The sequence below is a fragment of the Luteibacter sp. 22Crub2.1 genome, from assembly GCF_900167995.1.
Classification (GTDB): domain Bacteria; phylum Pseudomonadota; class Gammaproteobacteria; order Xanthomonadales; family Rhodanobacteraceae; genus Luteibacter; species Luteibacter mycovicinus.
Genome location: NZ_FUYT01000023.1, coordinates 26326 through 48123, shown reverse-complemented (window position 1 = coordinate 48123; position 21798 = coordinate 26326). Strand labels below are relative to the sequence as shown.

At 63.8% G+C, this 21798-nt stretch carries 17 protein-coding genes and 4 tRNA genes; 15 read left to right on the top strand and 6 right to left on the bottom strand.

The window, feature by feature from the left end; genetic code table 11:
* Nucleotides 1–52: 52 nt before the first annotated feature.
* On the top strand, nucleotides 53–2320 hold the full coding sequence (clpA, locus tag B5X73_RS19435) for an ATP-dependent Clp protease ATP-binding subunit ClpA (protein ID WP_079522958.1): 2268 nt from the start codon (nucleotides 53–55) through the stop codon (nucleotides 2318–2320).
* 106 nt (nucleotides 2321–2426) lie between these two features.
* The gene (locus tag B5X73_RS19430; RefSeq protein ID WP_079522957.1) at nucleotides 2427–3026 is read left to right on the top strand and encodes an ATP-dependent Clp protease proteolytic subunit; all 600 of its coding nucleotides are present in this window, start codon (nucleotides 2427–2429) and stop codon (nucleotides 3024–3026) included.
* Nucleotides 3027–3112: 86 nt separating this feature from the next.
* On the opposite strand, the gene infA is transcribed toward B5X73_RS19430, so the two are convergent.
* The gene (infA, locus tag B5X73_RS19425; RefSeq protein ID WP_019466733.1) at nucleotides 3113–3331 is read right to left on the bottom strand and encodes a translation initiation factor IF-1; all 219 of its coding nucleotides are present in this window, start codon (nucleotides 3329–3331) and stop codon (nucleotides 3113–3115) included.
* Nucleotides 3332–3419: 88 nt separating this feature from the next.
* Complete coding sequence (locus B5X73_RS19420; RefSeq protein WP_036114590.1) at nucleotides 3420–3695, bottom strand: polyhydroxyalkanoic acid system family protein; 276 nt, start codon at nucleotides 3693–3695, stop codon at nucleotides 3420–3422.
* 126 nt (nucleotides 3696–3821) lie between these two features.
* On the opposite strand from B5X73_RS19420, the gene B5X73_RS19415 reads away from it, so the two are divergent.
* Nucleotides 3822–4595 carry an FHA domain-containing protein gene (locus B5X73_RS19415; RefSeq protein ID WP_079522956.1) on the top strand — a complete coding sequence of 258 codons (774 nt, stop codon included), beginning with the start codon at nucleotides 3822–3824 and terminating at the stop codon, nucleotides 4593–4595.
* On the opposite strand, the gene B5X73_RS19410 is transcribed toward B5X73_RS19415, so the two are convergent.
* Nucleotides 4585–10878, bottom strand: a complete 6294-nt coding sequence (locus B5X73_RS19410) for a Tc toxin subunit A-related protein (RefSeq protein ID WP_079522955.1) — start codon at nucleotides 10876–10878, stop codon at nucleotides 4585–4587. The genes B5X73_RS19415 and B5X73_RS19410 overlap by 11 nt on opposite strands.
* A 167-nt stretch (nucleotides 10879–11045) precedes the next feature.
* Here B5X73_RS19410 and serC point away from each other — a divergent pair, with 167 nt between their 5' ends.
* The 10 genes from serC (at nucleotide 11046) to B5X73_RS19360 (ending at nucleotide 19736) form a co-directional block, all read left to right on the top strand.
* Nucleotides 11046–12131, top strand: coding sequence for a 3-phosphoserine/phosphohydroxythreonine transaminase (gene serC, locus B5X73_RS19405; protein WP_079522954.1), 1086 nt, complete (start codon nucleotides 11046–11048; stop codon nucleotides 12129–12131).
* 80 nt (nucleotides 12132–12211) lie between these two features.
* A complete protein-coding gene (gene pheA / locus B5X73_RS19400; protein ID WP_079522953.1) occupies nucleotides 12212–13312 on the top strand; it encodes a prephenate dehydratase in 1101 nt (366 codons plus the stop codon).
* The gene (hisC, locus tag B5X73_RS19395) at nucleotides 13309–14421 is read left to right on the top strand and encodes a histidinol-phosphate transaminase (RefSeq protein WP_079522952.1); all 1113 of its coding nucleotides are present in this window, start codon (nucleotides 13309–13311) and stop codon (nucleotides 14419–14421) included. Before pheA ends, hisC begins: the two co-directional genes overlap by 4 nt.
* The gene (gene aroA, locus B5X73_RS19390; protein ID WP_079522951.1) at nucleotides 14418–15722 is read left to right on the top strand and encodes a 3-phosphoshikimate 1-carboxyvinyltransferase; all 1305 of its coding nucleotides are present in this window, start codon (nucleotides 14418–14420) and stop codon (nucleotides 15720–15722) included. The genes hisC and aroA overlap by 4 nt, the downstream gene beginning before the upstream one ends.
* A 56-nt stretch (nucleotides 15723–15778) precedes the next feature.
* Nucleotides 15779–16564, top strand: a complete 786-nt coding sequence (gene kdsB, locus B5X73_RS19385) for a 3-deoxy-manno-octulosonate cytidylyltransferase (RefSeq protein ID WP_079522950.1) — start codon at nucleotides 15779–15781, stop codon at nucleotides 16562–16564.
* A gap of 279 nt (nucleotides 16565–16843) precedes the next feature.
* On the top strand, nucleotides 16844–18667 hold the full coding sequence (gene uvrC, locus B5X73_RS19380; protein ID WP_079522967.1) for an excinuclease ABC subunit UvrC: 1824 nt from the start codon (nucleotides 16844–16846) through the stop codon (nucleotides 18665–18667).
* 49 nt (nucleotides 18668–18716) lie between these two features.
* Nucleotides 18717–19331: a CDP-diacylglycerol--glycerol-3-phosphate 3-phosphatidyltransferase gene (pgsA, locus tag B5X73_RS19375; protein ID WP_079522949.1), complete on the top strand. Its 615-nt coding sequence runs from the start codon at nucleotides 18717–18719 to the stop codon at nucleotides 19329–19331.
* A gap of 38 nt (nucleotides 19332–19369) precedes the next feature.
* Nucleotides 19370–19445: transfer RNA gene (locus B5X73_RS19370), tRNA-Gly, on the top strand.
* Nucleotides 19446–19523: 78 nt separating this feature from the next.
* Nucleotides 19524–19597, top strand: a tRNA-Cys gene (locus tag B5X73_RS19365).
* 52 nt (nucleotides 19598–19649) lie between these two features.
* A tRNA-Leu gene (locus B5X73_RS19360) sits at nucleotides 19650–19736 on the top strand.
* Between the two features lie 56 nt (nucleotides 19737–19792).
* On the opposite strand, the gene B5X73_RS19355 is transcribed toward B5X73_RS19360, so the two are convergent.
* Together B5X73_RS19355 and B5X73_RS19350 are read right to left on the bottom strand one after the other, a co-directional pair.
* On the bottom strand, nucleotides 19793–20089 hold the full coding sequence (locus B5X73_RS19355) for a hypothetical protein (protein ID WP_079522948.1): 297 nt from the start codon (nucleotides 20087–20089) through the stop codon (nucleotides 19793–19795).
* Nucleotides 20090–20189: 100 nt separating this feature from the next.
* The gene (locus tag B5X73_RS19350) at nucleotides 20190–20738 is read right to left on the bottom strand and encodes a hypothetical protein (RefSeq protein ID WP_139382854.1); all 549 of its coding nucleotides are present in this window, start codon (nucleotides 20736–20738) and stop codon (nucleotides 20190–20192) included.
* A gap of 185 nt (nucleotides 20739–20923) precedes the next feature.
* On the opposite strand from B5X73_RS19350, the gene B5X73_RS19345 reads away from it, so the two are divergent.
* Both B5X73_RS19345 and B5X73_RS19340 read left to right on the top strand, forming a co-directional pair.
* Nucleotides 20924–21187 (top strand): hypothetical protein, encoded by a 264-nt coding sequence (locus tag B5X73_RS19345; RefSeq protein WP_079522946.1) that lies wholly within the window; start codon nucleotides 20924–20926, stop codon nucleotides 21185–21187.
* A 50-nt stretch (nucleotides 21188–21237) separates the two neighbouring features.
* Nucleotides 21238–21313 (top strand) — tRNA-Gly (locus B5X73_RS19340).
* A 59-nt stretch (nucleotides 21314–21372) separates the two neighbouring features.
* On the opposite strand, the gene B5X73_RS19335 is transcribed toward B5X73_RS19340, so the two are convergent.
* Nucleotides 21373–21723, bottom strand: coding sequence for a hypothetical protein (locus B5X73_RS19335; protein ID WP_079522945.1), 351 nt, complete (start codon nucleotides 21721–21723; stop codon nucleotides 21373–21375).
* Nucleotides 21724–21798 lie beyond the last annotated feature (75 nt).

The window sequence follows — 21798 nt, the reverse complement described above, 5'->3', positions numbered from 1 at the left end:
AATGAAACATGGGGCTGGTCCCCGCCGCCCACAGCTATCGGAGACGGTCCGTATGTTCAGCAAGGATCTCGAAGTCACCATCGGGCACTGCTACAAGCAGGCCCGTGAGCAGCGCCACGAATTCATGACCGTCGAGCACCTGCTCCTCGCGCTCACTGAAAACACCTCAGCCCTGGCCGCCCTGCGCGCCTGCGGCGTCGATCTTCCGCGACTTTCGGCCGATCTTCAGCGAATCATCGCTGAAACGGTGCCGGTACTGCCGGCCGGTGACGAGCGTGACACGCAGCCCACGCTGGGTTTCCAGCGCGTGCTCCAGCGCGCCGTCTACCACGTTCAGTCGTCGGGTCGTAAGGAAGTCACCGGCGCGAACGTGCTGGTAGCGATCTTCGGCGAAAAGGACTCCCACGCTGTGTACTTCCTGCATCAGCAGGAAATCACCCGGCTGGACGTGGTCAATTACATCTCGCACGGCATCGCCAAGATCGGCGACGAGTCGGCAGCGGCCGCTCAGAATCCGGAGCGCGACGGCGAGGAAGGCGGTGAAGGCAAGGGCAACCCCCTGAGCGAATACGCCGCCAACCTCAACGAACTGGCGATTCAGGGCAAGATCGACCCCCTGATCGGCCGCCAGGACGAAGTCGAGCGCACGATCCAGGTGCTCTGCCGCCGTCGCAAGAACAACCCGCTCTACGTCGGCGAAGCCGGCGTGGGCAAGACCGCCCTGGCCGAAGGTCTGGCCAAGCGCATCGTCGAGGGGCAGGTGCCGGAAGTGCTGGAAGACTGCACGATCTGGTCGCTGGACCTGGGCGCCCTCGTTGCCGGCACCAAGTACCGCGGCGATTTCGAAAAGCGCCTGAAGGCGGTCATCGGTCAGCTGAAGAAGCAGCCCAACGCGATCCTCTTCATCGACGAGATCCACACCATCATCGGTGCGGGCTCGGCCTCGGGCGGCACGATGGACGCCTCGAACCTGATCAAGCCCATGCTTGCGTCCGGCGAGCTGCGCTGCATCGGCTCGACGACGTTCCAGGAATTCCGGGGCGTGTTCGAGAAGGATCGCGCGCTGGCGCGTCGCTTCCAGAAGATCGACGTGGTGGAGCCGACCGTGGCCGACTCCATCGAGATTCTGAAGGGCCTGAAGACCCGCTTCGAAGAGCATCACTCGGTGGAGTACACCGGTGAAGCCCTGCGCGCGGCCGTGGACCTCTCGGTCAAGCACATCCCGGATCGCCTGCTGCCGGACAAGGCCATCGACATCATCGATGAAGCCGGCGCCCGTCAGCGGCTGCTCCCGGAAGACGAGCGTACGGGCAAGGTCGACGTGCCGGAAATCGAGTACATCGTGGCCAAGATGGCGCGCATCCCGGCCAAGCAGGTCTCGGCCTCGGATCGCGACGTGCTGCGCAATCTCGAGCGCAACCTGAAAATGGTCGTGTTCGGGCAGGACGGTGCGATCGAAGCCCTGTCCTCGTCGATCAAGATGGCGCGTTCCGGGCTGGGCGATCCGTCCAAGCCGATCGGCAGCTTCCTGCTCGCCGGCCCCACGGGTGTCGGCAAGACGGAGGTGACCAAGCAGCTCGCCATGCAGCTGGGCATTGAGATGGTGCGCTTCGACATGTCCGAGTACATGGAGGCGCATTCGGTCTCGCGCCTGGTCGGTGCGCCCCCGGGCTATGTCGGTTTCGACCAGGGCGGTCTGCTCACCGAGCAGATCACCAAGCATCCGCACTGCGTGCTGCTGCTGGACGAAATCGAGAAGGCTCACCCGGACGTCTACAACATCCTCCTCCAGGTCATGGATCGCGGTGTGCTGACGGATACGAACGGTCGCGAGGCGAACTTCAAGAACGTGGTGATCGTCATGACCACGAACGCGGGTGCGCAGCTGGCCTCGCGTCGCGGCATCGGCTTCGTCAAGCAGAACCACGCCACGGACGCCATGGAGACCATCCGTCGGATGTTCACGCCGGAATTCCGCAACCGTCTGGACGCGGTCATCCAGTTCAACGCACTGGACTTCGACCACATCCTGCGCGTCGTGGACAAGTTCCTGATCGAGCTCGAGGCCCAGCTGACCGAGAAGAAGGTGAGCGTCGACGTGACGCCGGAGGCCCGCCGCTGGCTGGCGGAACACGGCTTCGATCCGCAGATGGGTGCCCGCCCGATGGCTCGCGTGATCCAGGACAAGGTGAAGCGTGCGCTGGCCGACGAGCTGCTGTTCGGCAAGCTGGCCGATGGCGGCAAGGTGACGCTGTCGGTGGACGGCGACGAGCTTCACGTGGAAACTGAGTCGGCTGAGCCGGCGGCTGTGACGGCTTAAGTCGTAATGATGGATTGAAAGCAATGCTGGCTTGAGAGAAAGGGCGGCCTGCGGGCCGCCCTTTTTTGCCGCCAGAAATGAATACTGCCCCATGGAGATAACGCACATGTTCAGCAACGAAACCGAGCCCAAGCCGAACGCCGGTCAGGGTCAGGGCAGCACGTTCCTTGAAGAGAAAGCCTTCCGTGCGCGTACCGTGCTGGTGTTCGGCACGATCACCGATACCGTCGCCGCCGACACCGTCCGTCGCCTGCTGGCGCTGGACGCCGAGTCCGATGTGCCGATCGACATGATCGTCTCGTCGCCGGGTGGTCACCTGGAGTCGGGTGACGTGATCCACGACGTGGTCCGCTTCATCACCGCGCCGGTCAACATGATCGGTACCGGCTGGGTCGGCAGCGCCGCCACGCATCTGTACCTCGGTGCGCCGCGCGAGCGTCGCGTCTGCCTGCCGCAGACGCGCTTCCTCATCCATCAGCCCAGCGGCGGCGCGGGTGGTCAGGCCAGCGACATCGCGATTCAGGCCAAGGAGATCATGAAGGCGCGCGAGCGCATCGCCGGCGTCATCTCGCGAGAGAGCGGCCAGCCGATCGAGCGCGTGCGCGAAGACATCGAGCGCGATCTGTGGATGTCGGCCGAAGACGCGGTGAAGTACGGCCTGGTCTCGCGCATCGTCGAGCATCGCAAAGACGTGCGCCGCGACTGATTCCCTCAGGAATCGCGACAACAAAAAAGCCGCGGCGAAAGCTGCGGCTTTTTTTCGGCACCTACCCGGTGCAGCGCGAGACGCGCTTACTTCATACGGTAGGTGATACGACCCTTGGTCAGGTCGTAGGGGGTCATCTCGACCTTCACCTTGTCGCCGGTGAGGATGCGGATGTAATGCTTGCGCATACGGCCGGAGATATGGGCAGTAATGACATGCCCGTTCTCGAGCTGCACGCGGAACATGGTGTTGGGCAGGGTCTCCTGGACCGTGCCTTCCATTTCGATGACGTCGTCTTTTGCCATGTGTTCCGGGTCGATGAACGGCCGGAATGGCCGCATAAGTCCCTTAGTATGCCATGCCCGCCCGCCCGAGTCACCCCACGGGGCGGTCTCAGGCGAAGTGTTCGTCCAGCTTCCTGCGGATTTCTTCCTCGATGGTGCCCTTGAGCGGGGAGAGCAACATGCCCAGTTCGGCGGTCACGTGCACGTCGGTATCCGAGACGGCGATGGCGCCCTTCACGCCGGACCGGGCGAAGCTCATGGTGTCGCCGTTCCAGCTGCCTTCGGTGCCGAACTTCTCGCTCATGCGGGCGGCCACTTTCTCGACCACGGCGCGTGCCTCGGCCACGGTCCTGCCGTGCGGGCGGCGGATGTCGATCTTCGCCATGGGAGTCTCCTGTTCGTGGAAAGCGACGGAGTCTAGCAGGACCGGCATCACGCTACGTCGACACCTTTAAGTTCAAACAGATACCGCACTCTGCTAAAGTCGCTTCGTCAACGTCCCGGTTCCTCCATGCGCATCGAATTCGTCAGCTCGGCTCGCGGTGATTTCCACTGGTCACGGCCCGTGCTCACGATCGGCCGTGGTGAGGACAACGACCTGGTCGTGTCCGAAACCCAGGTAGCCGCGCGTCACGTCACCATCCATCGCGACCGCCGCGGCCTCGTCCTCGAGGTGGCCCCGGAGACGGGCCGTGTCTACGTCAATGCCCGTCCCGTACGCGAGCGTGCGCTGCTGCGTCCGGGCGACAGCCTGTCGCTTGGCGACTGCCGCATGTTGCTGCGGGACGATGCCGACCTCGATGCCCGCGAAACCGTCGAGCCGACCGACGCCCGGTGCACCGTTGCCTTGCGCCCGGTGGCGGGGCCGTTGTCCGGCCGCGTGATCGCGGTGGGCGACCGGCTCGAACTCGGTGCCACCCATGGGGCGTTGCCGCTCGAGTTGCCCGGCAACGACGCCGCCTTGCTCGTGCTGGCGTGGGAAGACGGTGAGCTGGTTCTCGATGGGTCCCGCGTACCCGCGCGGCATGCGGTCCGCGTCAACGGCGTCAAGCTCGTCCGCGCCGTGTTGCAGCCCGGCGACCAGATCGGTCTGGCCGCACACCGCTTCGTCGTCGATGGCCCCGGCTGGTCGGCAGAGCCTGTCGTCGTCATGCCGGAGCCGGAGGTCGAAGCCGACGCGGCGAACGACGAATCCGGCGGCGCCCGCGGCGACGTCTGGTGGCTGATCCTCACCGCCGCGCTGCTCGCGCTCGGCATCGCGCTGGTGCTCTTCGTCAAGCTCTGACCCGTCGTGTCGTAGCGTCCTCCTGGATCGTGTACCTCACATGCAGGATGGCGTCGGTGATACTCAGCAGCATCTCCCGTTGCGGCCGGTCGGCAGGGTCGGGAAAACTCAGGCGGATCTCGCCTGGGTCGTCGACCGGGATGCCTTCGAACGGAAGGTAGCGCGCATCGCTGAAATCGAGGACAAATTGCCCGCTGTCGGCCAGCCCCCGCGAGATCGCCACCGCCTGGCATCCACGCGGCATGCCGCCGGCGTAAGCGCCGCCATAGCTGAGCAGTGCGCGGATATCCTCGTAAGGGCCGAGGAGGGCGGGCAGGGTCAGTGCCATCGACTTGATCCGCCGTGTGGTGCCCAGGTTCATCGAGGTCGGGTAATCCGTCGCGATGCCTGCATCCTTGAGCGCGAACGAGATATCGAGTCCCTGCACGCCGTACTCCACCTTGAGCGCCCCACTGGCGCGAACGCTCATGCCCTCGCCCGCGTCTGCCCCCATGACCTCAGCGATCAGGTCGGCCAGTGGCTGGTCGGCGAGTGCCGCCAGGGATACCGTCCGTTCCACTTCCAGTGGGCGGATGTTCTGCTGCTGGAATGCCTGTTCCATACGTTGCAGACCAAGCAGCAATCCCTCTCCAGCCAGCAGGCCCTGATGCAGGTCATCCCAGACCCCGGGAAGGATGAACCCCGCCGGCTGCCCCGTTTCGTAGGTGTAGGCACTTTGCGCCTCACCGCACAGACCAAGCGCCATGTCGTACAACTGGTAATACAGCGTGCTGGCGCGGCTCGCCTGCCAGCCGAACAGCTCCTGCGAACTGAAACGGGTGGCGAGCAGGTCGCGCGTTGCCCTGGCATGCTCGTATTGCAGGTCGAGCAGTTCGCTCGCATCGATGGCTTGTCGCTGTTCGCTGGCGTTGATTTCCAACTGGATATCGATTTGTTCGATGTCGCCTTCGGCCAGCTTTTTTTGCGTGTTCCATTCGTCGCGGCGTACGGCGTAGGCCGCTTTCTGTTCAAGGCCGGCTGCCACCGACTCCATGCCGGCCGCTTCGAGCTGCATGCCCTGGACGACGGCGTTGCCGATGGCCGACCATTTGGTGCCGCCGACACCGAAAGACATTCCCGCGGTGTATGAATTCGGTACGGTGTCCAGGAATGCCGCGGCGGCGCCTGCGCCGGCCGTCAGATGGTAGAGCGGGGGCAATGCGTAACGAATGATCTGCGCCGCCGTCTCCTCGGACAGAAGGTTGCGATCGAACAGGGATTGATAGTGGTCCCGTCGCTGTTCGGCGCGAGCCCGGCTCTGTTTCAGCCCTCGCTCGGTCGTCTGCAGTTGCCGCTGACGATCGAGGTAGTCGTCTTTGATCAGCGCCTGGATAGCGACCGCCTGGTCCTCGCGCAACGCGCCCATGGCATCGCCGTCTTTTCGTTCCATCAGTGACTGCAAGGTCATGCCGAACTGCATGACCTCGCGAACGATCGAGCGCGCGCGTTCGAGGGCATAGAGGAATCGGTAGACCGGCATCGTCGCGACAGGTCCCCCGAGGTCACCACCATTCGCACCGGCTGCGAGACGCCGCTGCTGAAGTTCGCGCGGTGATACCGGTGTTTCGTAAAGAGGCAGGACCAGCGGTCGGCCGTCGAGTGACAGACCGGCACGCAAATAACGCAGGCGCATCGCGATGCGCGGCCACCACTGCAAGGTGTCGTCGTCCAGGGGTGAGAGAAACACGCCGTCGATGAGATCGATCTGGCCACGAGGGCCCGGGTCGGCGGGCAGTTCCTCGCCGGGTTCGACCATGCCCTCGAGGACATCCAGCGCGCCGAGGGTCGACGTGGCCGCTTTCGAGAGCGAGGGGTTGGGCCATAGCGATCCGGGCACTACGTGAAAGTACGGCTGCTCACCCAGCAGTTGCGACGCCTGCACGTACCACATCTTCGCTTCGGTCAGCGTATCGCGCGTCTGTTGCCGGTAGGCGCGATCACCGCGGTCGAGGTAGAGCTTCAGCCAGCGCTGGAAGATGGCCAGCTTGTAGTGCATGGGGTCGAGCATCGCGATGATGTCGGGGTCATCGGTGCTTTCCGTCCCCGTCGAACCCCAGCTGACGTCGTCTTGCAGCGGGAGTGGATTCCAGTACAGCGGCTTGTAGGCACTGTCGAGCAACGGGGCACCGTCGGTGCCAATATACCCGGACGAAGAAAAAAGCCGGCTTAGCCAGGTAGTGGCTTCGTCGAAATCCTGTTCGTCGATCAGGCGGCTCGCGATGAGTAGCGGGGCATGGAGGAAGAGCTCCCACAAATAGTAACCATATCCCGTACGCCAGACAGGCCAGTCGGACGGCATGTCGTGCTGAGTACGATAAGCCAGAAACGTCTCGATACCCCGGGATAGCGCTGCAATGAGGTGGCTGGAAACCGAGCGATGGGCGATGACGGTAGAGAGATCGATCAGGTCAAGCGTCACTTTGCCGGAAGCTTTTCCTGGATACTCGAATAAAAGGCTGGCATGGGGAAAGTCATCGTAGTAGTTCGATACTTTCGTTGAATTGGCTTCGTCGTCTGCTACGACTCCGTCGTCGTCCCTACTATTTTCAAGCTCTCTGTAATGAAGCGTTTGCCGTACGTGGATTCGCCCCGGGACGTCACGTAGGGTGAGTGAGAAATTATTATGTGAAGGCCATTCGCCCTCGGGTTTTTTCGTCATGTCGGGAGAAATGACAAAAAAATGATTCATCACCGCTCCCGTGAACAAGGCCGCTACGATGCCGAAGCTGTGATCTCCGCCGACGTTGACGGTCCCATCCGTAAAGGAAGTGTAATTCGCTCCCTGTGCCACATCATAGGTGTAAGACGTCCATCCGCTATCCGTCGTCTGAACGGCAATCATGAGGGTTACGTCGTAAAGGGGTGTCGTATCCGTGCTGGCCACGTTGCTGGGACGGACGCACCACCACGCTACGTGAAGCCGTGATCGATATACGAAGATGCTGGGTTTCACCGGCTCCCTATTGCCCGGCTGACACGTAACTTCGTGCCAGTCAGACCATTTCCACGCCGAAACGTAGGGATTGTCCACGCGCTGCCAGAAGTACCGCCGTGGGTTCTGTTCCAGGTGACCTAACATGAATATGTGAGTATTTTTTCCGTCCTCCACGAGGAACGCCGAGTCGTACCGCATGTCGAGACGATCGCACGTCGCGGCGACGAATTCGCGAAACACCGTTTCGGTGTGCTCCTTGGTCAGCCGGGCTGAAGCCAACGAATTCTCCAGCTTGCTGAATGCTTCGGTTTTTCGGTATCGCAGTGCGGGATCGAGAAAACTGCCCGGGTATCTGAGAAGTCGCTGGAGGCCAGCCCACGTGCCGTAGCGCTTGTGATAGGCGTCCCAGTAGTCAAAATAGCCTCCAGGCCGCTTCAGCTCGGCGAGTGCCGATGCGATCACTTCGGGTTCCATGCCCTCCCTGCAGCGATGCATATAGAGCTGCACGCTGGCGATCGCTTCGGCCAGCCGGGAAGTGGTGGGCTTCGCGGTGACGAGCGGATCGAGCAGGAGATACTCGTAGAGGTCGTCCGGCGTGTTGATGCGGCCGGTCAGTGTGCCCCAGTCGTTCAGTCGGATGTAGCAGGCGAGCCGCGCGTCGCGCAGACGCTCGGCGCAGGTCTCACTGACTCTGCGCTGCACGGAGGCTGGCGCGTGGTTGAGTGCGGCACGCGCGATGGCCGCGTGCTGGCCGCGACCGGAGAAGGTCGGCTCGGCTGAGTCCATCAACGCGAACGTCGACTCGAAAACGGTTAGCTGCGGATGGTCGATGCTCAGCAGGTCGCACTGAGCCAGTCGCGCCTTAATACAGCGTATATCGGACACGGTGCTTATTTTCGACTTGAGTACGCCGGTGAAGATGTGTTGCGTATCGTCCACGGACCACGCGTTCAGGATGGCGAACTCGGTGACGTCATATTCGTCTTTCTTCGCCTGTACCGCCTCGACGAGCTTCAGTCTGGCCTGGCTGATATCCCCTTTAATGCCGTCTCGCCATGCTGCGTACCAGGCCAGGTGAAAAAGCGTGGGCAGGCGCAGTGCGGGTGTCTGTCCCTTGTAAATCGGTGAGCTATATCCGTTCGGTGCGATGATGAGGCGTATGTCCTGTTCCTCGAAGCCATAGCGGCAGCAGACTTCGGCGAACTGGGTAAGCACGCGCACGTACTGGACCAGCTTTGGAGGCAGGTCGTCGCGGCCCAGCGGATGCTTGGTCTGCGGGTTGGCGAATGCGTCTTTCCAGAACGTCGCGGAACCGTATCCCGCCAGCTCCGGATCCGCTTCCTCGATCACGTCGTCGACCCAGGAGAGCATGGCTGCTGCCGCTTCGGCCTTCATGCCGAAATGCGTGGCGACGTGTCGGGACAGTTGCGAGATCATCCTGGCCTGCGTTAGCGCGTCACTCAAACCGTGCCCTTCCGCGTCGGTTCCCTCCTGTGCACTCTGATGCAGATTGGCGACAAACTTCAGGATGTTGTCGTCGGCGGTCGTCGCGTGCGTCCGCGCCGTCAGGCGGACGAGAGTGTCCACGTCCATTTTTTGTTCGCGAAGCCAGCAGGCGACGGTGTAAGTGCATTTGAGGATGCGAATGGATCGTTCCGCGAGATTGGATGCGCGTGTTTCGAAGAGCTGCTGGACGAGAGTCGTTTCCATCTGTGCCCACAACGCCAGGGTTTCACCCATGGTCAGGCCGACGAGCCTGGCGATAAGGGAGACGCGGTAGAGACCACTGAGCAGGTGCACATTGACTTCGACCTGTCTGGTCGTCGCAAAGCCCTCTCGTATGCAACGTTCGACCTGGTCCGGGAGCATGCCCAGTGCCTCGCAAATGCACTTCATGGGGGTGTTCTCTGCCAAGCCGGCACTTGCCAGGAAATCGTATTTCTTGCCGAGCATGGGAAGGATGGCAGGCGAATAGACGGTGCACAGGAACGACGCTTCTCTCGGACGACCGTAACTGTTCAGGTCGCCGACGAGTCCGGCGAATGCGTTTGCCGAAAGGCCGTGGAGATCGCGAATCTGGCTGAAGGCCGTGTAGAGCCTCGCATGTGCACGGAGGTCGGTGACGTCATAATCGATTTGTCGACCTATCCAGTCGATGTCTTCGAAGGATATGCCGAGAGATCGCTGGATGGCGATCGACCAGAGCATGCGGGCCCAGTTGCCACTGCCTCCGTTGACGATCTTGCCAGGGTCGCCGGGTTTGTCATGCACGATTTCGAACGCGGCGGGCGGGAGGGGGTTGTTGCCATCGTGGATGAAATAGGCGCCGTAGGTTTTCGGGTTCGTGCGCAACCCGTCGGGTCCGAACGCTGGCTCGACCGCCAGGAGATCGTGCACTTGCCCGACAGATAACCCGGTCTGTCGCGTCAGGTCGGTCACCCTTTCGGGAGTCGGCGTTCGCCAGGGCGTCGCGCCCTTGGCCAGGGTTGCCATACGCGCGGGGGCCCAGCGCAGCGTCGCCCGGCAAAGTTCCGGCGTTGCGCGCCAGGGCGCGCTGTCGTTGTAAGACACCGCCGGTTCAAATGCGTCGGCAACATCATCGAACAAAGCATCCAGTATGAATGCCTCCGTGGTTCCGAGGGCTCGGATCCACTCGTCGACGAGATCGGCGTCGGCATCGTACGGAAGCTCGAAGGGCGGGGACTTTTCTTCCTTGAGATTCCATTTGGCGTCGACGGCGGTCGCGAGGATCTCATTGACCAGGGTCAGGTTGGGTACCTCGTCATCCATATTGGCCTGGCTGAGTACGAACGTCGCCAGATCCGGTCGGCGTTTGTCGATGTGAAACACGCTGCTCACAAGGTGCAGCTTTTTCGCCTGCCGATAGAGGTCGACGAGGTAACTCGCAGGCGAGAACAGGCTGGCCACGGAGTCCGTGGCGGCGTAATTCCCGGCGCGTGCGAACCAGTCGTCGTATTGCGTGCCATCGCCGATGGTTGCGACGGTTCGCTGTCTCGCGTCCCCCGCGTCCAGCTTGCGGAGGGCGCGAGTGGTCGGGGACTGGCGGGCAATGAGGCGGTTATGCCACTGGGCCAGCGATGAGGCGCGGCTCAGTGCGGCGTCGTAGAGCGCATCGGCGTCGGTCGGGGTGTCGGCGTCCGCTGGCGTGTCGATCGTTCGGGCGTGTTCGAGAAAGGCGTGTCGTCCCTGGCGGACGACGTCCAGGCAGGAGATGAATCCGAGCCGGCTAAGGCCCGAGGCCAGGTCACTCGCGGAGATCCCGGTGCTCGGGATGGCATGGATCGGCATGGTCGCTTCCTTGCGTCGAGGGCGGCATCCTGTACCGCTTACGGTCTGGATTACAGTCCTTCAAGCATTCAGCCGTCGTGAAATTCGCTGATGTCCTGACGCAAAGTCAGGCGCGATCGAGGGCACTTTTCGGCATAATCGAAGCCTTCCTTCTGAGTGGACTCACAATGTCGCGAGCATGGAATTTCAGTGCCGGTCCGGCAGCGCTTCCCGAAGCGGTGTTGCGACGGGCGCAAGCGGAGATGCTGGACTGGAACGGCTCCGGGGCATCGGTCATGGAGCTCTCGCATCGCGGCAAGGCCTTCATGACCCTCGCAGCGGATGCCGAAGCGCGTCTTCGCCGGCTGATGAGCGTGCCGGCTGGGTACAAGGTGCTTTTCCTGCAGGGTGGGGCGACCCAGCATTTCGCGCAGATACCGATGAACCTGGCACCCGTGGGCGCGTCGGCCGACTATGTCGTTACAGGGCACTGGGGCGAGAAGGCCGTACGTGAGGCTTCGCCGTACATCACGGCACGCGTGGCAGCGACGTCGGAATCGGCGAATTATCTTGCGCTGCCTGCACGTGACACGTGGGATCTCGATCCGGGAGCGGCCTACCTGCACTACACGCCAAACGAGACGATCCATGGGGTCGAATTTCATGACGTGCCGGATGCCGGTGGTGTTCCCCTGGTGGCGGACATGTCATCGAACATCCTCAGCGAGCCGGTGGACGTCTCGCGCTTTGGAATGATCTACGCTGGCGCGCAGAAAAACATCGGGCCGTCGGGGCTGGTGGTGATGATCGTGCGGGACGACCTGCTGGCACGCGCGGGCCGTCCGATGGCCAAGATTTTTCGCTACGCGGAGCACGCAGCGAACGACTCCATGCTCAACACGCCGAACACCTGGGGCTGGTATCTCGCCGGGCTCACGTTCGAATGGCTGGAAGAGCAGGGCGGTCTCGTCGCGATGGGCGAACGCAATGCGCGCAAGGCGTCGACGCTGTATGACGCGATCGACGGCTCCGGCGGCTTTTATCGAAGCCCGGTCGAAGTGAGCGCTCGCTCGCGCATGAATGTGCCATTCACTCTGCATGACAGCGCGCTGGATGCGGCTTTCCTCGCCGAATCCGAGGCAGCCAGCCTGCTGGCGCTCAAGGGGCACAAGGCCGTCGGTGGCATGCGCGCGTCGCTGTACAACGCGGTGCCGCAGGAGGCTGTCGATATCCTCGTGAATTTCATGCGGGACTTTATGGCGCGGCACGGTTAAAGTCGGGAGTCACCGCACTGCAGCATGCTGTTTGCGGTGATAACCGTTTCATTTGCAACCACTTAGCTGCCTGGAAGTCCATGAGCAAGACCCCCACCGATAAGCAAGCCACGCTCGTCGAAGCGCGTACGCGCATCGACAGCATCGACCAGCAACTGCAGTCGCTCATCAGCGAGCGCGCCCGTTGGGCACAGCAGGTCGGCCGGGCCAAAGGCCCGTTGAAGGCGGCGGTGGAGTATTACCGACCCGAACGGGAGGCCCAGGTCCTGCGGGGCGTGATCGACCGTAACGATGGCCCGCTGCCCAACGCCGAGCTGGTCCGTCTGTTCCGCGAGATCATGTCGTCCTGCCTCTCGCAGCAGCAGCCGCTGAAGATCGGCTTTCTCGGTCCCGAGGGCACCTTCAGCGAGCAGGCCGTGCGCAAGCATTTCGGTCACGCCGCCTACGGTCTGCCCCTGGGCAGCATCGAGGAAGTCTTTCAGGAAGTCGCCGCGGGCAATGCCGATTTCGGCGTCGTCCCCGTCGAAAATTCCGGCCAGGGCATGATCCAGATGACGCTGGACATGTTCCTCGTGTCCAAGGCGACCATCTGTGGCGAAGTGGAACTACGCGTTCACCAGAACCTGCTCTCGCTCACGGGCGAGCTGAAGGACGTCAAGCGCATCTATTCGCATCCGCAGTCGTTGCAGCAGTGCCAGGGCTGGTTGCGCGTCAACCTGCCCAACGCCGAGCGCATCGCGGTGTCGAGCAACGCCGAGGCGGCCCGCACGGCAAAGCTGTCGCCGGAGTCCGCGGCCATCGCTGGCGAGACGGCCGGGCGTGTGTACGGTCTGAAGACCGTGGCCGGCCCCATCGAGGACCGCTCGGACAACACGACGCGCTTTCTCGTCATCGGTCGTTCGATCTTCCCGCCGTCGGGTAACGATCGCACGTCGCTGCTGGTTTCCGTGCGTGACAAGCCGGGCGCGTTGTACGACGTGCTCAGCCCGCTGGCGCAGCACGGCATCAGCATGAACCGCATCGAGTCGCGCCCGGCGCACACGGGCAAGTGGCAGTACGCGTTCTTCATCGACGTCTCCGGCCATGTCGAGGACGAGTCGATGAAGGCCGCCCTCGAGGAAATGAAGCCCGCGGCTGCCGACGTGCGCGTGCTCGGTTCCTACCCGGTCGCCTTGCCGTGACCGGCGTGTTCGACGCGGCGGCGCTCGCCAACCGGGCGACGTCGGCGCTGCGTGCCTACGATCCCGGTCATGACCTGCCCGCGCTGCGCCGTCGTTTCGGTGCGGTGATTTCCGAGCTCGGCTCCAACGAGAATCCGCTCGGCCCGAGCCGCCTCGCCACACAGGCGGCGACGCGCGTGCTCGAGGAGATGTGGCGCTATCCCGATCCCAGCGGCAAGTCGCTCAAAGAGCGCCTCTCGTCGGAACTGGGCGTCCCGCTGGCCGGCATCACCCTGGGCAACGGTTCGCATGAACTGCTGATGTTGCTGGCGCAGTGCTTCGCCGATGCGGATCACCCGGTGGTGTTCTCGCAGTACGGCTTCGCGGTGTTTCCCATAGCGGCCGCCGCCGCCGGTGCGCCGGGTATCGCCGTGCCGGCGTTGCCGGCCGATCATCCGGACGCGCCGTACGGTCATGACCTCGATGCCATCGCCGCGGCGGTCACGCCGACGACGCGGCTGATCTATCTGGCCAACCCGAACAACCCGACTGGCACCTGGTTCACCGACGCCGCGCTCGAAGCCTTTCTCGAACGCGTGCCAGACGAAACGATCGTAGTGGTCGACGAGGCCTACCACGAGTACGTCGACGCGGCGGGCCTCAGCACGGCGCTGCACCTGCTGGGTCGCTTCCCGAATCTGGTCGTGACGCGCACCTTCTCCAAGGCGCATGGTCTGGCCGGGCTGCGTATCGGCTACATGTTGAGTCATCCGTCCGTGGCCGCGGTGTGCGAACGCCTGCGTGAGTCCTTCAACGTGAATGTCGTGGCGCTCGCCGCGGCCGAAGCGGCGCTGGGCGATCACGAGCATCGCGCCCGCGTGCGCGAGGTCAATCGTCGCGACCGCGCGTGGCTGACCGGGGAGCTCACGGCGCGCGGCATGCGCGTGCTCCCATCGCAGACCAACTTCCTGCTCGTCGATCTCGGTCGCGACGCCGCCTCGTTCGAGGCGCACCTCTTCGAGCGCGCCGTCATCGTGCGCCCCATGGGTGGCTATCGCCTGCCCGACACGGTACGCATCAGCATCGGCAGCCGCGCTGAACTACAACGTCTTCTGGAGAATCTGCCATGAGCCGCATGGACTGGCAAAGCCGCGCAGGCACCGCTCTGCACGGCGATATCGTCGTACCCGGTGACAAATCCGTATCCCATCGCGCTTTGATGTTCGGCGCCCTGGCTGAAGGTGTGACCCATATCCGTGGCTTCCTCGAAGGTGAGGACACTCGCGCCACGGCGGCGATCCTCGGCAAGCTCGGCGTGCGCTTCGACACGCCGGCACCGGGCGAGCGTGTCGTGCACGGCGTGGGCCTGCATGGCCTGCGCGGTACGACGGAGGACCTGGATTGCGGAAACGCAGGCACCGGAATGCGCCTCCTTGCCGGCCTGCTTGCAGGTCAGGCGTTCGGCAGCACGCTGGTCGGCGATGAATCGCTGTCGCGCCGGCCGATGCGTCGCGTAACGGATCCGCTCGCTCTGATGGGCGCGACCATCGACACCGAGGACGGCAAACCGCCGCTACGCATCCATGCCGGCGCGAAGCTCCGGGGCATCAGCTACCGGCCGCCCGTGGCGAGCGCCCAGATCAAGTCGGCGTTGTTGCTGGCCGGCCTGTACGCCGAAGGCACGACGGAGGTTATCGAGCCGCATCCGACCCGCGACTACACCGAGAGCATGCTCAAGGCGTTCGGCTGGCCCATCGAGTATTCGCCGGGCAAGGCGAAGCTCGAAGGCGGTCACCGCCTGACCGCGGTCGATGTGGACGTCCCGGCCGACTTCTCCTCGGCGGCGTTCTTCATCGTCGCCGCCTGCGTGGTGCCGGGTTCGCATGTACGGATCAAGGGTGTGGGCCTCAATCCACGTCGTACCGGCCTGCTGGCGGCGCTCGAACTCATGGGTGCGGACATCGCGGTCGAGAACGAGCGCAGCAGCGGCGGTGAAGACATTGGCGACCTCGTCGTGCGCTATCGGAAGCTTCACGGGGTGGCACTGCCCCTCGATATCGTGCCCGACATGATCGACGAGTTCCCGGCCTTGTTCGTCGCGGCGGCGGTCGCCGAGGGCATGACCACGATCCGTGGCGCGGCCGAACTCCGGGTCAAGGAGTCCGACCGCATCGCCAGCATGGCCAACGGCCTGAAGGCCTGTGGCGTGCTGATCGACGAACTGCCGGACGGCGCGATGATCCGTGGTGGCACGATCGGTGGCGGCAACGTCGACAGCCACGGCGACCACCGCATCGCGATGAGTTTCGCCATCGCCGGCCTCGTCGCTTCCGCGCCGATCTCGATCGGCGACTGTACGAATGTCGCCACGTCATTCCCGGGGTTCATGGAGCTGGCCAACGGTCTGGGCTTCAATCTCTCGGTCGTCTGATTCCGCCGTACGGTCATAGGGGGTACGCTTCTGTTTCCCCGAGACCGGAAGCCCTCATGGCCGAGAAGATTCCCCCGTTCGTCGTCGTCGTACCCGCACGTTACGGGTCGACCCGCCTGCCGGGCAAGCCCCTGCTCAAGATCGCCGGCGAGTCCATGATTCGTCGGGTGGCGGCGCGGGCAGGGCAGGCGGGTGCCGCCCAGGTCGTGGTGGCCACCGACGACGAGCGCGTGGCGAAGGAGTTGCGCGGTTGTGGCGACATCCTGGTCTGCATGACGCGGGACGACCACGCGTCCGGCAGCGACCGCATCGCGGAGACGGTCAGCCATTTCGGCTGGCCGGAAGACACCATCGTGGTGAACCTGCAGGGTGACGAGCCGTTCGCGCCCGCCGCGGGCATCCGTGCCGTGGTGGCCACCCTGGCCGGGGACGACGCGCCGATGGCCACCCTGGCGACCCCGATCGAGCACGCCGAGGAGTTCTTCGACCCGAACATCGTCAAGGTGGTCCGGGCCGGGAACGGCCGGGCGCTGTATTTCACCCGGGCGCCCGCCCCCTGGGCCCGGGACGAGTTCGCGAAGGACCGCGGCGTCCTGCCGCCTAATGCCCCGTTCCTGCGCCACATCGGGATCTACGCCTACCGCGCGGGCTTCCTGCGCCGTCTGGCGGCTCTGCCGCGTACGCCGCTGGAGCGGATCGAATCCCTGGAGCAGCTGCGGGCGCTGGAGCACGGCTATGCCATCTCGGTCCGGCCGACGCCGGAGCCGTTCCCGCCCGGGATCGATACGGCGGAGGATCTGGAGCGGGCCGAGCGCTGGGTGGCGGCGCAGCTGAAGGCCTGAGCCGGCGCGATCTGCCCGCCGAGGCCTTGGTATTGCGTCGGCATCGATCCCGTCGCGCCGGCGTGTAAGGGATCGCTGACGCTGGGCTGAGGCGCTTGCCTAGGCCCGGCGTCGGCCTCCGCCGGGCGCGCCGCGTAGGGCGGCGACGTAACCTATCCCTGTCGCCAAGCTCTCCCCCTAAGGACGGCGACGCTCCCACGGAAGGTCCGGCGCCGGCATGATTCATCCCATGCCGGCGTTTTCGCGTCCGGCGTACACGGACGCGGTAAAATGACCGGTATGGAGCAAACCGAGTCGCATCCGTTCGACGGCAAGGCCTTCGTTCGTCATCTCACCACCTCGCCTGGCGTCTACCGCTATTTCGACGCGGAGGACGAGCTGCTGTACGTGGGTAAGGCCGCCAATCTCAAAAAGCGGACCAGTAACTATTTCCTCAAGCCGCCGATGGATCCGCGCATCGCCTCGATGGTGTCGCAGATCGCGCGCGCGGAAGTAACGCTGACCCGCACCGCGGGCGAGGCGCTGCTGCTCGAATCGCAGCTGATCAAGTCGCTGAAGCCGCGCTACAACATCGTCCTGCGCGACGATAAGAGCTATCCCTACATCTACCTGTCGAGCACCGACGAATACCCGCGACTGGCTTTCCATCGGGGCGCGAAGACGGGCCCCGGCCGTTATTTCGGGCCGTATCCGAGCACGTTCGCCGTGCGCGAGAGCCTCGGCCTCATGCAGAAGCTGTTCAAGGTGCGCCAGTGCGAGGACAGCTATTTCAGGAATCGTTCCCGGCCCTGTCTGCAGCATCAGATCGGCCGCTGCAGCGCGCCGTGCGTGCGCCTGATCGACGTGCCGGATTACGCGAATGACGTGCGCCACGCCGAGATGTTCCTCGAAGGTCGCAGCAGTGCCGTGATCGATGAACTGGCCGTGGCCATGGAAACCGCCAGCCAGTCGCTCAACTTCGAGCGCGCGGCGACGCTACGCGATCAGGTCGCGGCCCTCCGCCGCCTTCAGGCACAGCACTTCGTGCAAGGCGCGAGCGCCGATATGGATGTGATCGCCTGCAGCATGGAGGGCGGCATGGCCTGTGTCAGCGTGCTGTTCTTCCGTAATGGCGTCAGCCTGGGATCGCGCGATTTCTTCCCGCGACTGGGCACCGATGCGTCGCTGGGCGACGTCCTCGCGCAGTTCATCGCGCAGTACTACCTCGAGCGGCAGGTGCCGCGTGAGCTGATTCTCAGCGACACCGTCGAGGACATCGACGTGCTCGCGTCCGTCCTCTCCGAGCATGCGGGTTACACGGTTTCGCTGAAGCCGAGCGTGCGCGGTGAGCGTGCGCGCTTCCTGGAAATGGCCCAGCGTAACGCGGGCGCCGCGCTGACGTCGCGGCTCGCCAGTCGGCACACCCTGCTGGCGCGCTTCGACGATCTTCAGAAGGTGTTGGCGCTGGACGTGATGCCGCGTCGCATCGAGTGCTTCGATATCAGCCATACGATGGGCGAGGCTACCGTGGCCTCGTGCGTGGTCTTCGGCCCCGAAGGTCCCGAAAAATCCCATTACCGTCGTTTCAATATCGCAGGCATCACCCCGGGCGACGATTACGCCGCCATGCACCAGGCGCTGACGCGCCGGTTCAAGAAGGTCGTCGAAGGCGGCGTCAGGCCTGACATCCTGCTGATCGACGGTGGCACGGGGCAGGTGGCGCAGGCGGTCGACGTCCTTCGCGAGCTGGGCGTGGAAGGCATTCGCGTCGTGGGCGTGGCCAAGGGGCCGGGTCGCCGCGCGGGCGAAGAAACGCTGGTTCTCGCGGAAAGTGGGAAGACCCTGCATCCCGGCACGTCGTCGCCCGCACTGCACCTGGTTGCCGCGGTTCGTGACGAAGCGCACCGTTTTGCGATCAGCGGGCATCGCCGCCGGCGTGAGGCGGCCCGCGAACGCAGTACGCTGGAAGACGTGGCCGGTGTCGGCGCACGTCGTCGCGCGGCGCTGCTGAAGGCTTTCGGCGGGCTCGCCGGCGTGGAAGCGGCAGGCGTCGAAGAACTGATGAGCGTAAAGGGCATTGATCGCGGGCTCGCCGAACGCATCTATGCCATGCTGCATCCCTGATCGAATGGAGATGTCGGCTCGCACCGACCTCTCCCGTACTGGCTGACCTATGCGCATCAACCTCCCGACCTGGCTGACCCTCTTCCGCGTGCTGCTGTTGCCGGTGATGGTTGTCGTCTTCTACCTGCCGTTTCGCGGGGCGAGCCTGACCGCTGCGCTGGTTTTCGTCCTGGCCGGTTTCACCGACTGGCTCGACGGCTATCTGGCACGTCGCATGAATCTGACCTCGGCCTTCGGCGCCTTCCTCGATCCGGTCGCGGACAAGCTGATGGTGGCGGTGACGCTGTTCCTCCTGGTGCAGTCGCACCCCGGCGGCTGGCAGGGCATCCTCCTCGCGGTCACGGCGTCGGTGATCGTGGGGCGTGAGATCAGCGTATCGGCCTTGCGCGAGTGGATGGCCGAAATCGGTGCGCGCTCACGGGTGAAGGTCGCCTTCCTGGGCAAGCTGAAGACCGCCATGCAGATGGTCGCCCTCGTCGTCCTTCTTCTGCAGCACGACGCCGAAACCCTGCGCCTGTACCACATCGGCGAGGCCCTGCTGGTCATCGCGGGCATCCTGACCATCTGGTCGGGACTGGACTACCTCCGCGCCGCATGGCCCGCGCTGCGCGGCGATGCGGAGGATGAGAACGAAAGTGAAAAAAAACCCGTGCAAGGTGGTTGACACATTGCCGTCGTGATTTAGAATAGCCGGACAACGACGCGGGAATAGCTCAGTTGGTAGAGCACGACCTTGCCAAGGTCGGGGTCGCGAGTTCGAGTCTCGTTTCCCGCTCCAAAGATTTTACGAAGCCTCGGTCACCCGAGGTTTTGTTTTTTAAGCGCCACGCGATACTCTTCGCGCTGCGCAAGCGATGGCCGGGTGGCAGAGTGGTCATGCAGCGGACTGCAAATCCGCGTACGCCGGTTCGATTCCGACCTCGGCCTCCATCGCATTCCAGGGCGCATCCGTTAACGCGGTTGCGCCTTTTTTCTTTGTGACGCCCGGATGGCGAAATCGGTAGACGCAAGGGACTTAAAATCCCTCATCCGCAAGGGTATGTCGGTTCGAGTCCGACTCCGGGCACCAGGGATACCCAAGGGTTTCGCACGTCGCAGCGACGTCAGTGCATCCGGCCGTAAACGTCACGGCAGGCGGCTGGTGGATTGCCTTTCGACCAGAACGCCGATCTGCTCCGCGATATTGAGAATGCCGTGGCCGAAGCCGATTTCCGGCGTAGTACCCACCGCGCCCAGGCTTCGGTGCGCCGTGGCCGCCGCCGACGCAAGCGCGTCGTAACCCGCTGTCATGGCCTTCTCGGTAATCATCTGAGCGCGAAAGCGCGCCTCGTCGTAGTCGCCAGCCAGGGCCGCCTTGTTCAGGGCTAGTGCGTCGTTCGCCAGGTCCGCGAGGGTGAGCACTTTTTCGTCTGATAGTCGCATATCGAACGCATTGTGCCGACCCGAAATTGCGCTGTGAAGCTCGTCAGTCGTGGCATCGGTTCGTTTGTGCGACCACGTCACGCTATCAGCGGTCAGCGCTTCAAAGCGTGCACCCCTTCGCCTCATAAGCCTGCGCCAACCGTCGATCCAATCCGTAGCCGGCCGTCTGCCGCTTCATCTGGATCTGGCTGCATGTCAGGAAGTCGCCGATACGTTCGATGGACTTCCGGATGCTGGATGGTGGCGCAAGATCGACGCCGCGTACTTTGGAACCGTCCGCATAGCCGGGCAAGGCGGGCGCATGTTTCGTGCTGTCGGAAGACAAGGCATGCGTGATGCCCGGATCGCCATAAGGCTGACTGTCCGTGCTTGTACCCGACCGCGCGTCCGCTTCCATCTCGTGTTCCTCAGGCAGGTCGGTTTCAGCAGCAGGGGCTGGCGCGTCTTCGCGGTTCACGTGCACCGCGGGCGCGTGGCGCGACGTGCGCTTGACGGGTAGCGGAGCGGCGATGTGCATGCTCGGCGGAGAGACGGGAAAGTCCCGCCGAAGATCCAGCGACGCGTGCAGGACCGAAGACGATTTGTCTTCCGTGACCGCATTCGATTCGATGCGCTCAGCACGATATGCAATCAGGCAGAGCAGCAGCATGAGGTGTCCGGCGAATACCAGGCCCAGGCTGAGTCCGTTCCTGAAAACGCGACGCCATTCGATCGGCTTCACCTGATGCTCCCTTGCCATGCATGAGTTCTCGACCGGGAGCGCGCAGGAAAGTTCGGCGGGTCACATACGCATAACACCTCATGTGCGACACGTAAGAATTACGGAGGTAACCCATGCTCGGTTCCAGCTATGCCGCGCACAAAGGACCGGTGACGGAGCACGTCAAGCCTATACGTGTGTACGTCTTCTACCCTTCGATGAATCACCGCTCGTGGTGGGTCTTGCTCCCGGGCTCCGCGAAAGAGTTGTTCGGCTCCGAAGGCGCGGCGGTCGATTTCGCGTTCACGCGTGCTCGCGAGCTGAGCGGCCATGGTCGCCCGGTCGAAGTGCTGCAGGAGAAGATTTCCGGATCGTGGATGTCCGTCCGGGTCTCCTGATAGAAGGGCTTGCAATGCCCCGGCATCTTCCATAGAATTGCCGGCTCGATGCGGGAATAGCTCAGTTGGTAGAGCACGACCTTGCCAAGGTCGGGGTCGCGAGTTCGAGTCTCGTTTCCCGCTCCAGATTTTTAAAGCCCCGGTGAAAACCGGGGCTTTTTTTGTGTCCGAGCCGGAGCGGGAAGCTAGTCCTCGGCCACGACCCACAGGGCCGGCATGTGCAGTTCCGTGCAGCCATGCCGGCAGGCGAAGGTGCTGTGGTCCCCGACGAGGAAAACGTGTTTGCCACCCGCAAGCGTCAGGTCGACGGTGCCGGACACACCCGTGGGCCCATGCGTGGTCGTTCGGCTGATCGCCGTGACGGCTTCCGCAAACGACTTCGGTCCCCACTGCCAGGTGACCGTTCCGCGTTTGCCGGACAACGTGATGTCCGCCGGATCGGCGCCCTTGCCGGCAAGATGGAGGTCGTTGCTCCCGCAGCCGGCGAGCAGTAGCAGAGAAAGCAGGGCGATGCCCGATACGCGATGGCGTTTCACATGATGTCCAGCCGGAGGGTCGCCTGATGTAACGGCCGAGCGGCCGCGCGCTTGATGGGCCATGCCGAATGTGCG